The organism is Blastococcus aggregatus, assembly GCF_900221005.1.
Taxonomy (GTDB): Bacteria; Actinomycetota; Actinomycetes; order Mycobacteriales; family Geodermatophilaceae; genus Blastococcus; species Blastococcus aggregatus.
The window spans coordinates 1,107,758-1,121,577 of the sequence record NZ_OBQI01000001.1; the positions used below are offsets into that span (position 1 = coordinate 1,107,758).

Consider the following 13,820-nt stretch of genomic DNA (forward strand, 5'->3'; position numbering starts at 1 on the left):
GACTTCCTGCACCGAAAGTCCGGGACTTTCGGTGCAGGAAGTCCGGTCGCTCAGCGCACGAACGGGGGTTCGCCGGTCTCGCTCACCATGGGCTTGCCGGCGGCCTCCCACTCACCCATGCCCCCGGCGACGTTGACCGCGTCGTAGCCGTTCTGGTTCAGCCACGCGGCGACCCGCGCCGAGCGACCGCCACCGCGGCAGGTCACGTACAGCGGGTCGGCTTCGGGCAGGTCGTCGAGCCGGCTGGGGATCTCGCCCATCGGGATGTGGGTCGCGCCCTCCACGTGGCCGTGCACCCACTCGTCGTCCTCGCGGACGTCGAGGATCACGGCGTTCTCGGGCAGCTCGCTGACGGACACGGTCGGAACCTGCTGCGGCATCACGCGTCCCATCGTGGCACGGGCCGGCGGACCGCCGCCGACTGCGAGGATGACCGCGATGACCACCGCCCCCTCCCCCGTGCGGGATCCCGCCTGGTCGCTGCCCCGCTCGGCCATCGGGTTGTGGCTGACCGAGAGCCTGATCAACGCGGCGATCACCGTGGCCGTCGTCGTCGCGCTGCTGGTCTGGATCCCCGACGACCTGGGCGGGCCGATGCCGTTCCTGCGCTGGGCCGTTCCGATCGCCGCCGCCGTCGACGTGGTGGTCACCGTCGCCGTCCGCCCGTGGTTCAAGCACCGGGTGTACCGCTGGGAGATCACCGCGGACGCCGTCCACACCCGCACCGGTTGGCTCAGCCAGACCTGGACGCTCGTGCCGGTCTCCCGCATCCAGACCGTCGACGTCACCCGCGGGCTGCTGCAGCAGGTGTTCGGGCTGGCCACGGTCGCGGTGTTCACCGCCTCCAGCCAGGGCACGGTGCGCATCTGGCACCTGGAGCACGGCATGGCCCAGCGCGTCGCCGACGACCTCGCCGCCCGCGCCGAACGGGTCCGGGACCAGGCGACGTGACCGGACCGGTGCCCGCGCGCCGAACGTCGCCGCGGATCGTCCTGGTGCACACCGCCACGTTCCGGCAGGCGCGGCGGTTCGTGCCGTACGCGCTCCCCGCGCTGGCGGCGGTCGGGCTGGGCGGGGGGCGGTGGACCGTCGTCGGGCTCGTCGTGGCCATCACCCTGGTCTCCCTGGCGACGGCGACGCTGTCCTGGTGGCGGTTCAGCTACCTCGACGGCCCGGGCGCCGTCGTCGTCACGCGCGGGCTGGTCTCCCGCTCGGTGCGCACCGTGCCCACCGACCGGATCCGCGGCGTGGAGGTCGAGGCGCCGCCGCTGCACCGCCTGGTGGGGCTGGTCCGACTGCGGATCGACGCGGCCGCCGGTGGCAGCGCCGGCGTCGGCAAGGACGAGGAACTGCTCATCGACGGCGTCCCCCGCGCGGAGGGCGACCGGCTGCGGACGGCCGTGCTGAGCTCCCGCAGCCGGAGCGCCGCACCCGAGCACGCCGAGGACGCCGAGACGCCGTCGCCGGAGGAGACCGAGGAGGAGTTCGCCCGCTTCGACAACCGCTGGCTGCTCTACGCCCCGCTGGTCGGCGGCTACCTCGCCGTCCCGCTGGCCGCCGTCGGCGCGCTGTCCCGGGTCGTCGACGAGGTGCCCGACGGCGCGCTGCCCGACGTGGACGGCCCGACGGTCGACTCCCCGGGCGGCGTGATCGCGGTGGTGGCCGTCGCGCTGGTGCTGCTCGCGGTCGGCGCGGTGATCGGCGCCGCCATCGTGAACTGGCGCTTCCGCCTGGTGCGGCGCGGGGGTTCGCTGGTGGCCGTGCGCGGCCTGCTCACCCGGCGGCACACCGAGCTGGAGATCGATCGCATCCGCGGCGTCGCCGTGGCCGACGGCGCCGGCATGCGGTTGGCCGGGGCGGCGCGGGTGACCGGCCTGGTCACCGGCCTCGGCGACGCCCAGCGCCGCGGCCAGCTGCTCCCGCTGGGACCGCGCGCGCAGGCGGAGGCGCTCGCCGCCCGGCTGGTCGAGGACCCGGGGCCGCTCACGCCCCACCCCGCCGCGGCCCGGCGGCGGCGCCTCGTCCGGGCGGTGGCGGCCGGACTGCTGGTCACGGCCGCCGGGGCGGTGCTCACCGCGACCGCCGGCTGGTGGCCGCTGCTGCTCACCGGCGTCGTCCTCACCGCGCTGGGCGTGCCGCTCGGGCTGGGCCGCTACGCCTCGCTCGGGCACTCGACCGGGCCTCGCTCGTTCGCCGTCCGCGTCGGCTGGCTGGTGCGCGAGCGGGCGGTGCTGGAACGGCGGGCGGTGGTCGGCTGGCAGGTGAAGCAGTCGTGGTTCCAGCGCCGGGCCGGGCTGGCCTCCGCCGTCGCCTGCGTGGGCGCCGGGCGCGGGGGCTACATCGCCCTCGACATGGCCGCCGACGAGGTCGCCGCGTTCGCGGTCGCGGCGTCGGAACCCTGGGCCGAGCAGCTCGTGCCGGCGCCCCCCACCGCTGAGCATCCGCGGGCGGGGTAGCAGGACGCGCCGGCGTCCTCCCGCACCGCGGAGCGTCCTCCCTCACGGTGTGCAGTGAGGGAGGACGCTCGACGATCAGGTCACCTGATCCCAGCGGGTAGGCGGCGATCTCAGTGCGCGACGGCCTTCTCCGCCCCGATGCCGGTGAACGCCCGCACCTCGAGCTCGGCGTTGAGCAGCGCGTCCGGCTTCTCCTTGGACAGCTTGGACCCGAGCCAGCCGAGGAAGAACGACAGCGGGATCGAGACCAGGCCCGGGTTGTTCAGCGGGAACCAGGAGAAGTCGACGTCCTGGATCAGCGACGTGCTCTTCCCGGTCAGCTCGTTGACCGGCGCACCGGAGACCACCGGAGAGAAGATGATCAGGCCGATGCAGGCGATGAGCCCGCCGTAGATCGACCACAGCGCGCCCTGGGTGGTGAAGTTCTTCCAGAACAGCGTGTAGATGATCGTCGGCAGGTTCGCCGAGGCCGCCACCGCGAAGGCCAGCGCCACCAGGAAGGCGATGTTGATGCCGGCCTGCAGCGCCAGGATGCCCAGCCCGATCGCGACCGCCCCGATGACGACGGCGGTGATGCGGGCGACCCGCACCTCGCCGTTCGGCGGGACGTTGCCCCGCTTGATCACCGATGCGTAGACGTCGTGCGCGAACGAGGCCGAAGCGGTGATCGTCAGACCCGCCACCACCGCGAGGATCGTGGCGAACGCGACGCCGGCGATGATGCCCAGCAGCACCGTGCCGCCGAGCTCGAAGGCCAGCAGCGGAGCAGCCGCGTTGACCGCACCGGGCGCCGAGAGGATCTCCGTCGGGCCGACCAGGGCGCCGGCGCCGTAGCCGATGACCAGGCTGAACAGGTAGAAGATGCCGATCAGCCAGATGGCCCAGACGACCGACTTCCTCGCGTCCTTGGCCGTGGGCACCGTGTAGAAGCGCATCAGCACGTGCGGGAGGCCCGCCGTGCCGAGCACCAGGGCCAGGCCGAGGGAGACGAAGTCCAGCTTGGAGGTCTCCGTCGCGCCGTACTGCGCCCCCGGCGACAGGACGTCCCGGCCCTCGACGGCGAGGTCCTGCGCGCCGCCGAGCAGCGAGGACAGGTTGAACCCGTACTTGGCGAGCACCCAGACCGTCATCACGAAGGCGCCCGCGATCAGCAGCGTCGCCTTGATCATCTGGACGTAGGTGGTGCCGCGCATGCCGCCGACGAGCACGTAGAAGATCATCAGCCCGCCGACCAGCGTGACGACCAGCGCCTCCGCCGCGTCACCGCTGACGCCGAGCAGCAGGGCGACCAGCCCACCCGCCCCGGCCATCTGCGCCAGCAGGTAGAACAGCGACACGGCCAGGGTCGAGATCGCCGCCGCCATGCGCACGGGGCGCTCCTGCATCCGGAAGGCCAGGACGTCGGCCATGGTGAACCGGGCGGTGTTGCGCATCAGCTCGGCGACCAGCAGCAGGGCGACCAGCCACGCCACCAGGAAGCCGATGGAGTACAGGAAGCCGTCGTAGCCGTAGACGGCGATCGCGCCGGCGATGCCCAGGAAGGACGCCGCCGACAGGTAGTCCCCGGCGATGGCCAGTCCGTTCTGCGTGCTGGTGATGCTGCGTCCGGCCGCGTAGTAGTCCGCGGCGCTCTTGTTCGTGCGGCTGGCCCGGAACGTGATGATCAGCGTGATCAGGACGAAGATCCCGAAGATCGAGATGTTGACGGCGGGCTCGCCGATCGTGTCGTCGGCGGCGAACAGGTCAGACACGGGTGGCCCCCTGGGTGTCGGTGGTGTCCGTGCCGGACCGGTAGTCGTGCCGCTCGAGGCGCTCGCGCATCTCGTCGGCGATCGGGTCGGTGTTGCGGTTCGCGTGCGCCACGTACAGGTGCGTGATCGCGAACGTCGTCACGAACTGGGCCAGGCCGAGCAGGATGCCCAGGTTCACGTTGCCGAAGACCTCGGTGGACATGAAGTCCGGCGCGTACGTGGAGAGCAGGACGTAGAGCAGGTACCAGGCGAAGAAGGCGAACGTCATCGGGAAGGCGAACCGCCGGAACCTGCGCTTGAGCTCGGCGAACTCCGGCGAGTTCTGGGCCTGCAGGTACTCCTCGGGCGTCAGCAGACGCCGTTCCTTGGGCTCGGTCAAGGTGCGACCTCCTGGTCAGCGTGGGCGGGCGTCACACCCGGGAGATGTGAGCCCCGTCACGGTAGGAGAGCCGCTCGGTCCCGGAGGCCGGACGAATCGGCCGGTGCGCCGAGCGGTCACCGGCGTTCGGTGTACGGCAGGTCCGGCGGGACGAGCGGTCGCCTCCCGGAGGAGCAGCGGACCGGTGATTCAGCGTGGCGCGTTCCCGCGGTCGAGCTGGACCGACTCCGGGGTGTGCAGCCGCACCATGGTCCGGGCGGCGTGCCGCGGCACCCGCCGCGGCGTGGCCAGCGAGACCCCCACCATGGTGAGGAAGGAGAGCGGCACGGTCCACGCGGCGGGCTGGGCCAGCAGCGCCCCGCCCCAGCCCTCGGGGCCGACGCCGAGCAGGGTCGCCAGCACCGCCCCGCCCGCGCAGCCGCCACCGACGAGCATCCCGGCGATCGCGCCGACGTCGGTGAGCCGGCGCCACCAGATGCCCAGCACCAGCAGCGGGCAGAGGGTCGAGGCCGCGAAGGCGAAGGCCAGGCCGACGGCCTGGGCCACCCCCACCCCCTCGGTGAGGAGGGAGAGGCCCAGCGGCACCAGGACGGCGACGACTGCGCCGGCCTGGAAGGCGCGCACCCCACCGAACCGGCGGCCCATCACGTCCTGGCTGATGACGCCCGCCACCGCGACGGTCAGCCCGGACGACGTGGAGAGGAACGCCGCGAACGCCCCCGCCGTCGTCAGCGCGGACAGCAGCTCGCCCGCGGTGCCGGCCAGCATCCGCGAGGGCAGTTCCAGCACCACCGACTCCGCCCGGCCGCTGGCCACGAGATCCGGCGCGTAGAGCCGGCCCAGGCCGCCGTACACCGGCGGGAGGAGGTAGAAGAGGCCGAGCAGGGCCAGCACCAGCAGCGTCGTCCGGCGGGCCGCCGCCCCGTCGGGGTTGGTGTAGAAGCGGACCACCACGTGCGGCAGGCCCATCGTGCCGAGGAAGGTCGCCATGATGATCGAGTACGTCGTGTAGACCTCGTGCTCTCCCCCGGCCAGCGGCGACACCCACGAGTCCCCGGTCCCGCCGACGTCCGCGACGTCCACCGAGGCGGGCGAGACCGCGCCGTCCCCGAGCCAGATCGCGGCCATGAACAGCAGCGGGAAGAGCAGCGCCGTCAGCTTGAGCCAGTACTGGAACGCCTGCACGAACGTGATGCTGCGCATGCCGCCGAACAGCACGTTGACCAGCACGACGGTCGCGACCAGCACGCCGCCCAGCCAGGAACCGGTGCCGGTGGTCGAGGCCAGGGCCAGGCCGGCGCCCTGGAACTGCGGCATGAGGTAGAGCCAGCCGATGGCCACGACCAGCAGCGCCGAGAGCCGTCGCACCCCCCGCGACTCCAGCCGGCTCTCGGCGAAGTCGGGCAGCGTGTAGGCACCGGACCGGCGCAGCGGCGCGGCGACGAGCACGAGCAGGACCAGGTAGCCCGCCGTCCAGCCCACCGGGTACCAGAGCATCTCCGTGCCGAAGGCGAGCACCAGGCCCGCGACGCCGAGGAAGGACGCCGCGGAGAGGTACTCCCCACCGATCGCCGACGCGTTGAGCCCCGGGCGCACCGTGCGGGACGCGACGAAGAAGTCGCTGGTCGTGCGGGAGAACCGCCAGCCGTACGCACCGACCGCCAGGGTGGCGACGAAGACCGCCGTCACACCCATGACGCTGTACCCGGCGGCGGTCATCCGCGGTCGATCAGGTGCGGTCGAGCACGTCGGTGAAGGCGCGCTCGTTGCGCTCCGCGGCGCGGACGTACAGCCAGCCCACCAGCAGCAGGAACGGGTAGACGGCGAACGCCAGGAGCAGCCACGGCAGCGGCACGGCCAGCACCTCGATGTCGGAGAGGTCGGGGGCCAGCCAGAACACCAGCGGGATCCCGCCGACGAACACCACCAGGGCGGCGAGCGCGAGCAGCGCCAGGCGCAGCTGCGAGCGGATCAGCGAGGACATGTACACCTCGCCGAGCCGGGTCTGGGCGTCGATCTCCCGGGCGGCCGGCACCCGCTGCGCGCGGGCGGCGCTGGTGCGGGGGCTGGTGACCCGCACCCGGCGGGGCGCGCTCTCCGACACCGTTCACCCCCTGCCCGCGGTGCCCGGCCGGGCGCGGCGGACGAGCAGGTCGCGCAGCTCCCGGGTGTGCCGCCGGCTCACGCCCAGGTGCGTTCCGCCGACGACGACGGTGCACCGGCCGGCGTCCATCCGGACCTCCTGCACGTGCTGCAGGGCCACCAGCAGCGACCGGTGGATGCGCACGAACCCGGCGTCCTTCCACTCCTCCTCGAGGGTCGCCAGCGGCACCCGCACCAGATGGCTGCCCGACGGGGTGTGCAGCCGGGCGTAGTCGCCCTGCGCCTCGACGTATCCGACGCTGGAGCGGGGCACGAACCGGGTCACCCCGCCCAGTTCGACGGCGATGTCGTCCACCGACGACGGTGCGCTCCCGGCCCGCGCGCCGACGACCCGGCGGACCGCCTCGGCCAGCCGGTCGTCGCGGACCGGCTTCAGCACGTAGTCCACGGCCCCCAGGTCGAAGGCGTCGACGGCGTGGTCGTCGTAGGCGGTCACGAAGACCACCGGCGGCGGGGCCTTGAACCGGGACAGCACCCGCGCCAGGTCGACGCCGCTCAGCCCGGGCATCCGGATGTCCAGGAAGACGGCGTCGACCCCCCGCTCCTGGAGGAGCCGCAGCGCCTCGGTGGCGGAGTCGCAGGTCAGCACCGCCTCGATCCGTTCGTCCCGCTCCAGCAGCCAGCGCAGCTCCTCGAGTGCCGGCCGCTCGTCGTCGACCACGAGCACGGTCATCCGGTCACCGCTCACGGGTGCACCCCCGGCGCGAACTTCGGCACGCGCACCACGACCTTGGTCCCCACGCCGGGTGCGGTCTCGACGACGAGGCCGTAGTCGTCGCCGAACGCGGTGCGCAGCCGCGCGTCCACGTTGCCCAGCCCCACCGAGTCCACCGACGCGTCTCCTGCCAGCGCCCGCCGCACCTTCTCCGGATCCTCCCCGACGCCGTCGTCCTCGACCGTGATGAGGCACTCGCCGCCACGGTCGGCGGCGATGATGGTCACCGTCCCGACCCCCTGCTTGTGCTCGAGCCCGTGCCGGACGGCGTTCTCGACCAGCGGCTGCAGGCAGAGGAACGGCACGGCGACGGGCAGCACCTCCTGCGCCACCCGCAGCGTGACCTGCAGCCGGTCGCCGAACCGCGCCTTCTCCAGCACGAGGTACCGCTCGATCGACCGCAGCTCCTCGGCCAGCGTCGTGTACTCGCCGTGCCGGCTGAAGGAGTAGCGGGTGAAGTCGGCGAACTCCAGCAGCAGCTCGCGGGCCTGCTCGGGGTCGGTCCGCACGAACGAGGCGATCGCGGTCAGCGAGTTGTAGATGAAGTGCGGGCTGATCTGCGCCCGGAGCGCCCGGACCTCGGCCTCCATCAGGCGGGTGCGCGACGCGTCGAGCTCGGCCAGCTCCAGGTTCCCCGACACCCAGTGCGCCACCTCGGCCACCGCCCGGACCAGCCCGGCCGACGCCGAGGAGGTGAAGGCCTGCAGGGTGCCGACGACCCGGTCCTCGACGACGAGCGGGCTGACCACGACCTGCCGCAGGTCGCAGCCGGGGTCGGAGCAGGCGAAGTCCCGGCGGTCGCGGACCACGGTGTTGCCGGACTCCAGCACGGTGTCCGCCAGGGCAGCCGTGTCGCGCTCGTGGTGCCCGGACCGGCCGTCCCAGGCGAGCGTCGCCACCGTGTCGGTGAGCGCGACCGCCGGCACGCCGAGCAGGTTGCGCAGGTGCCGGGCGGAGCGCTCCGCTGACTCGCTGGTCAGGCCCTGGCGGAGCTCGGGGGCGGTGAGCGACGCCGAGTGGAGGGTCCGGAAGGTCGCGTGCTCCGCCTCGGTCCCGAGGTGGCCGCGTCGCAGCCAGCGCAGTGCATCCCGCATCGACAGTCGGGGCGGCGCCCCCACCCTCCCTCCCCGCGATCGGCGCCCGCCGTCCTCCCCCGCCGGACAGTGGACAGCGAACCGTAGGCCGTGAGAGCTGGCTCACACCACCAGGCGCGGCGGGCCGTCACCGGTTCGGGGGCGCCGTCTCCGTGCGCCGGCCGCTCCACGGCCGTAACCGCGGGGAAATCCCGGCCTGCTGGACTACGGCATGGGTACGAGTGGCGGAGCGACAGGCTGGTTCCCGGTGGCCCGCGCGACCGACGTCGGCACGGTGCCGGTCCCGGTGAGCGCCGCGGGCCGGTCCTACGTCGTGGTCCGGCTCCGACCCGGCGGCGAGGTGAGCGCGTTCCCCGCGCGGTGCCCCCACCGGCTGGTGCCCCTGGCGACGGCGTCGGTGGTGGAGGGGCGGCTGGAGTGCCCGGCCCACGGGTGGCGCTTCGACGGCGAGGGCCGGTGCGCGGAGATCCCGTCGCTCGGCGCCGAGGGCACGCCGCCGCCACGCGCCGACCTGTCGACTCCCTGGGCCGTGGAGGAGCGGCACGGCTGGGTGTGGATCGCCCCGGACCGGGCGGCCCTGCCCTCACCGCCGCGGCCGGCGGGCACTCCCGGGATCGAGCCCGCCCGCGAGCCGGATCGCCCGTCGGGTCCGATGTTCGGCAACCTCGACCCGTCCCTCAAGCACGCCTGGCACCCCGTGGCGCTCTCCCGCGAGCTGCGCGACGGCGGCTGGCTGCAGGTCCGGCTGCTCGGCCGCACCTGGACGCTGAACCGCTGCAACGGCGGCGTGGGCGCCGATCCACCCGCGTTCGCCGTCCGCGAGCGGCTGGGCCTGGTCTGGCTGGCGCCGGCCGAGCCGGCCGACGTCCCGCTCGAGGTGCCCGAGGCCGGGGACCGGTCCTTCGTGGGTGGCTGGCTGCCCCCGCTGCGCTCTCCCGGGCCGGCCGGTCCGCTCGCCGACACGTTCCTGGACGCGACCCACGGCCCGTTCGTCCACCCGTCGACCCTCGCCGCCCTCCCGGAGACCGGCCCGTACGAGCTGATCCGCGAGCCCGGCGGCTTCCGCAGCGTGCAGGAGCAGGAGGTGGACAACCCGGTCGACCCGGCGGTCGCCACCGGCGAGCGCCCGCTGCGCCAGCGCCGCCGCACGACCTACGTGCACCGCGCCCCCTTCCAGCTCCGGCTGCGGCAGGAGTTCCTCGACTCGGGGGCGACGACGACGCTGCTCTACCTGCTGCAGCCCGAGGACGCCGACTCCACCCGCATCTACGTCTGCCTGATGCTGGCGACCGGTCCGGGGCAGCGGCTGCCCGCACCGGCCACGGTCACCGAGCAGGTGGCGCTGCAGCAGCAGGTGCTCGAGGAGGACATCCGCTGCCAGGCGGCGCTGCTGCTGCCCGGCCTGCCGCTGGATCCCCGCGACGAGGTGCACGTGCCCGCGGACGCGCGCGGGGTCGCGCTGCGGCAGGCGCTGTGCGACTTCCGGATGCTCGGGCAGCGGCGGCGGCTGGCCGCCTGAGCCCGGGTCAGTCCGCCGGCAGCTGCGCGCCGCACTCGGCGCAGCGCGTCGGCGGGTCCTCCTCGGCCATCCGGCCGCACTCGGGGCAGACCCGGCGCAGCCAGCAGGCCGGGTCGCCGCCCTCGTCGTCGGTCGAGGTCATGCGGGCTCCTGACGATCGGGTTGCGATCCGGTGACGGCGGGCCTCCGTCACCGGACCACGGGTAGTCCCCTCCGCACCAGTGTCGACGGAAGGAAGAACTGTGCGGATGCCCGGACACGCCCGGACCTCGGCCGCGCTGCTCGCGGTCGGACTGTCCCTCACCGCATGCGGCGAGGACGCTCCGCTCGACGTCCCCGGGGGTGAGGTCGTCGGCGGTGCAGCGGCCCCGGACGAGCGGGTCACCGAGGATCTCTCCGTCAAGGCGGTGCTGCTCGCCTTCCCCGACGACGGACTCTGGGCCGAGGGGGACGACGTACCGCTGTACGCGGCGATCGCCAACACCGGCGAGGAGCCCGCCCGGCTCGTCGACGTGCGCGGGGAGAACTTCGCCGACGCGCGGCTGATCGGCGAGGACGGCACGGACGGTCCCCTCGAGGTCGCCGAGGACGACAACCTGTACCTGGAGCCGGACGGCCCGCCGTCGGTCGTCCTCGTGGACGTCGACCGCTCCCTGCGCTCCTCGCAGTCCATCCCGGTGACGTTCGTCTTCGAGGACGCGGGCGAGGTGACCATCGAGGCGCCGGTGGCGCCGGAGTCCCCGGCCGACGGCGACTTCGACACCCCTCAGGACCCCACTCCGGACGACGACTGATCGCCCCCGGGGAGGACCCGGAGATCATCCCGGGGGACGACGAGACGGCGCGGTCGGCTGCCTACGCTCGACCGCGTGGAGAGCCCCGTCGATCGCGCGACCGAGCGGTTGCGCCGGCACCCGGTCGCCGTCGACATGGCGTTCGCGGGCGCTGTGTGGTTCTTCGCCGTCCTGCTGCCGGTGGACTCCTACTGGGAGTCGCGGAACATCGCCTTCCTCGTCGGCACCCTGATGGTGCTGCCGCTGGCCTGGCGCCGTCGCGCGCCGATCGCGGCCGGCGCGGCCGTGGTGGCCGTCGGACTGCTGGAGCTGCTGGTCTCCCCCGACTTCCTCGCCGCCAACGTCGCCGTGCTGATGACGGTCTACGCGCTGGCCGCGTACGCGCCGCGCTGGGCGGCCCAGGCCGGGCTGGGCGCCGGCCTGGTCGGCGCCCTGCTCGCCGCGATGCGGTACTGGAACTACGACGTCACGACGTCGGTCGCCCCCGTCGCGCTGGCCATCGGCGTCTCCGTCGTCGCCTCCTGGGCGCTGGGCAACCTGCGCCGGGCGAGGCTCGAGCAACTGGCTGCCCTCCAGGAACGCGCGCAGCTGCTGGAGCTGGAGCGCGACCAGGAGATGCGGCTGGCGGCCACCACCGAACGGGCGCGCATCGCCCGCGAGCTGCACGACGTCGTCGCCCACTCCCTGTCCGTGGTGATCGCGCAGGCCGACGGCGGCCGGTACGCCGGGAAGGCCGATCCCGCGGCGGCGACCGACGCCCTGGAGGCGATCGCCGCGACCGGCCGGCAGGCGCTGACCGACATGCGGTCGCTGCTCGGGGTGCTGCGCGAGGGCGGCGGGGAGGAGTACGCGCCACAGCCCGACGTCGCGGCGATCCCTGCCCTGGTCGAGGACGTGCGGGCCAGCGGGCTGGACGTCGACCTGATCGTCGAGGGCGAGCCGCAGCCACTCCCGGCCGGCCCGCAGCTGGCGGCCTACCGGATCGTGCAGGAGTCACTGACCAACGTGCTCAAGCACGCCGGCCCGGCCTCGCGGGCGTGGGTGCGGCTGCAGTGGCGGCCCGACGCGCTCGAGCTCTCGATCCTCGACGACGGTCGCGGGGCGTCGGCCGCCCTGATCTCCGCCCACGGGACCTCCGCCGACGGCAACGGGCAGGGGCTGCGCGGGATGCAGGAGCGCGCCCGGCTGCACCGCGGCCGGCTGGAGGCGGGGCCGCGGCACGGCGGCGGGTTCGGCGTGCACGCCGCGCTGCCCTACGGTTCCCGACGATGACGAGCTCCCCGGTCCGCGTCGTCGTCGTCGACGACCAGCAGATGGTCCGCGCCGGCTTCCGCATGGTGATCGACTCCCAGCCCGACCTGACCGTGGTCGGGGAGGCCGGCGACGGCGCGGCCGTCGTGCAGCTGCTGCGCGGCACGCCGGCCGACGTCGTGCTGATGGACATCCGCATGCCGGGCGTCGACGGGATCGAGGCCACCCGCCAGGTCACCGCACTCCCCGAGGCGCCCCGGGTCGTCGTCCTGACCACGTTCGACCTCGACGAGTACGTCGTCTCGGCCATCGGTGCCGGCGCGAGCGGGTTCCTGCTCAAGGACGCGCCCCCCGAGGAGATGCTGGCCGCCGTCCGCACCGTGCACGCCGGCGACTCGGTGATCGCGGCGTCCTCGACCCGGCGGCTGCTGCAGCACGTCGCGCCGATGCTGCGCGGCGCGGCGCCGGCCCCCGGCGGTGGGGACGACGCGGCGCTGGCCGAGCTCACCCCGCGGGAGCGCGAGGTGCTGGTGCAGATGGCGCTCGGCGCCTCGAACACCGAGATCGCGCGGTCCTTCGTGGTCAGCGAGGCGACGGTGAAGACCCACGTCGGGCGGGTGCTGTTCAAGACCGGCTCGCGCGACCGGGTGCAGGCCGTCGTCCTCGCCTACCGGACCGGCCTCGTGCAGCCGGCCGACCTCCTGCGCGACGCCTGACCCGCTCCCCTCCGGACTTTCGGTGCAGAAAGTCCGGGACTTCCGGTGCAGGAAGTCCGATGTACGACCGGGGGTGGACGACGGCGTCCGCCCCGGGGGGCACGGCCGGCGGCGGCAGGATCGCCCTCCGCTCCGACGCGGGAGGACGGCCCGGAGCGGAAGCGTGATCACCGTTGCCGAATCCCCCGCACCGGAGGTCCGAAGTGTCCGTTCCCGTCATGACCGTCCCCGGCGAGCCGCCCGCCCCCGCCACGACGAACGCCGCCGTCCGGGCCACCGGGCTGCGCAAGACCTACGGCAGCGGGGAGACGGCGGTGCACGCTCTCGCCGGCGTCGACGTCACCTTCGCCGCGAGCGAGTTCACCGCGATCATGGGCCCCTCCGGCTCGGGCAAGTCGACGCTCATGCACTGCCTGGCCGGCCTGGACACCGCGACGGCCGGCGAGGTGTGGCTCGGCGACACCGCGCTGACCAGCCTGCGCGACGACCAGCTGACCACGCTGCGCCGCAAGCGGATCGGCTTCGTCTTCCAGGCGTTCAACCTGCTGCCGGTGCTCGACGCCCGCGAGAACATCGTGCTGCCGATGCAGCTGGGCGGCCTGCGGCCCGATCCGGCCTGGTTCGACGCCGTCGTGGCCCGGCTGGGCCTGCGCGAGCGCCTGGGCCACCGCCCGCACGAGCTCTCCGGCGGCCAGCAGCAGCGGGTCGCCATCGCGCGCGCGCTGATGCCCCGGCCCGACGTCGTCTTCGCCGACGAGCCCACCGGCAACCTGGACTCCCGCTCGGGCGCCGAGGTGCTCGGGCTGCTGCGCTCCAGCGTGAAGGAGACCGGGCAGACCGTCGTCATGGTCACCCACGACCCGTCGGCCGCCGCCTACGCCGACCGCGTCGTCCTGCTCGCCGACGGCCGGCTGGCCGGCGACCTCGCCGACCCCACCGCCGAGTCCGTGCTCGACGCGCTGCGCGGGCTGGGGGCCTGACC

General features: G+C 74.0%; 15 protein-coding genes. 7 read left to right on the top strand and 8 right to left on the bottom strand.

Going from position 1 to position 13,820, the window contains the following annotated elements; all coding sequences use genetic code 11:
- Positions 1-50 precede the first annotated feature (50 nt).
- Entirely contained in the window at positions 51-359 is a 309-nt protein-coding gene (locus tag CRP29_RS05515; protein ID WP_245852478.1) for a rhodanese-like domain-containing protein, read from the bottom strand.
- A 79-nt stretch (positions 360-438) separates the two neighbouring features.
- Between CRP29_RS05515 and CRP29_RS05520 the strand changes: the two genes are divergently transcribed.
- Complete coding sequence (locus tag CRP29_RS05520; RefSeq protein WP_097193956.1) at positions 439-951, top strand: PH domain-containing protein; 513 nt, start codon at positions 439-441, stop codon at positions 949-951.
- Positions 948-2,456, top strand: a complete 1,509-nt coding sequence (locus CRP29_RS05525) for a PH domain-containing protein (RefSeq protein WP_097193957.1) — start codon at positions 948-950, stop codon at positions 2,454-2,456. The genes CRP29_RS05520 and CRP29_RS05525 overlap by 4 nt, the downstream gene beginning before the upstream one ends.
- Positions 2,457-2,566: 110 nt before the next feature.
- On the opposite strand, the gene CRP29_RS05530 is transcribed toward CRP29_RS05525, so the two are convergent.
- The 6 genes from CRP29_RS05530 to CRP29_RS05555 all read right to left on the bottom strand — a co-directional run bounded on the left by CRP29_RS05530 (position 2,567) and on the right by CRP29_RS05555 (position 8,582).
- The gene (locus CRP29_RS05530) at positions 2,567-4,207 is read right to left on the bottom strand and encodes a solute symporter family protein (RefSeq protein WP_097193958.1); all 1,641 of its coding nucleotides are present in this window, start codon (positions 4,205-4,207) and stop codon (positions 2,567-2,569) included.
- Positions 4,200-4,586 carry a DUF485 domain-containing protein gene (locus CRP29_RS05535; RefSeq protein WP_097193959.1) on the bottom strand — a complete coding sequence of 129 codons (387 nt, stop codon included), beginning with the start codon at positions 4,584-4,586 and terminating at the stop codon, positions 4,200-4,202. The genes CRP29_RS05530 and CRP29_RS05535 overlap by 8 nt, the downstream gene beginning before the upstream one ends.
- Before the next feature lie 189 nt (positions 4,587-4,775).
- A complete protein-coding gene (locus CRP29_RS05540; RefSeq protein WP_097193960.1) occupies positions 4,776-6,305 on the bottom strand; it encodes a sodium/solute symporter in 1,530 nt (509 codons plus the stop codon).
- 10 nt (positions 6,306-6,315) lie between these two features.
- Positions 6,316-6,690 (bottom strand): hypothetical protein, encoded by a 375-nt coding sequence (locus CRP29_RS05545; RefSeq protein WP_097193961.1) that lies wholly within the window; start codon positions 6,688-6,690, stop codon positions 6,316-6,318.
- Between the two features lie 3 nt (positions 6,691-6,693).
- A complete protein-coding gene (locus CRP29_RS05550) occupies positions 6,694-7,437 on the bottom strand; it encodes a LytR/AlgR family response regulator transcription factor (RefSeq protein WP_217991452.1) in 744 nt (247 codons plus the stop codon).
- On the bottom strand, positions 7,434-8,582 hold the full coding sequence (locus tag CRP29_RS05555; RefSeq protein WP_217991453.1) for a histidine kinase: 1,149 nt from the start codon (positions 8,580-8,582) through the stop codon (positions 7,434-7,436). The genes CRP29_RS05550 and CRP29_RS05555 overlap by 4 nt, the downstream gene beginning before the upstream one ends.
- 223 nt (positions 8,583-8,805) lie before the next feature.
- Between CRP29_RS05555 and CRP29_RS05560 the strand changes: the two genes are divergently transcribed.
- The gene (locus CRP29_RS05560; protein WP_245852480.1) at positions 8,806-10,077 is read left to right on the top strand and encodes a Rieske 2Fe-2S domain-containing protein; all 1,272 of its coding nucleotides are present in this window, start codon (positions 8,806-8,808) and stop codon (positions 10,075-10,077) included.
- Positions 10,078-10,084: 7 nt separating this feature from the next.
- On the opposite strand, the gene CRP29_RS23535 is transcribed toward CRP29_RS05560, so the two are convergent.
- Positions 10,085-10,219: a hypothetical protein gene (locus CRP29_RS23535; protein WP_281256775.1), complete on the bottom strand. Its 135-nt coding sequence runs from the start codon at positions 10,217-10,219 to the stop codon at positions 10,085-10,087.
- 106 nt (positions 10,220-10,325) lie between these two features.
- Here CRP29_RS23535 and CRP29_RS05565 point away from each other — a divergent pair, with 106 nt between their 5' ends.
- The 4 genes from CRP29_RS05565 (at position 10,326) to CRP29_RS05580 (ending at position 13,818) form a co-directional block, all read left to right on the top strand.
- Complete coding sequence (locus CRP29_RS05565) at positions 10,326-10,871, top strand: copper chaperone PCu(A)C domain-containing protein (protein ID WP_097193964.1); 546 nt, start codon at positions 10,326-10,328, stop codon at positions 10,869-10,871.
- 75 nt (positions 10,872-10,946) lie between these two features.
- Positions 10,947-12,143, top strand: coding sequence for a sensor histidine kinase (locus CRP29_RS05570; protein ID WP_097193965.1), 1,197 nt, complete (start codon positions 10,947-10,949; stop codon positions 12,141-12,143).
- Positions 12,140-12,838 carry a response regulator gene (locus CRP29_RS05575; protein WP_097193966.1) on the top strand — a complete coding sequence of 233 codons (699 nt, stop codon included), beginning with the start codon at positions 12,140-12,142 and terminating at the stop codon, positions 12,836-12,838. The genes CRP29_RS05570 and CRP29_RS05575 overlap by 4 nt, the downstream gene beginning before the upstream one ends.
- 203 nt (positions 12,839-13,041) lie before the next feature.
- Positions 13,042-13,818: an ABC transporter ATP-binding protein gene (locus tag CRP29_RS05580; protein ID WP_217991454.1), complete on the top strand. Its 777-nt coding sequence runs from the start codon at positions 13,042-13,044 to the stop codon at positions 13,816-13,818.
- Positions 13,819-13,820 lie beyond the last annotated feature (2 nt).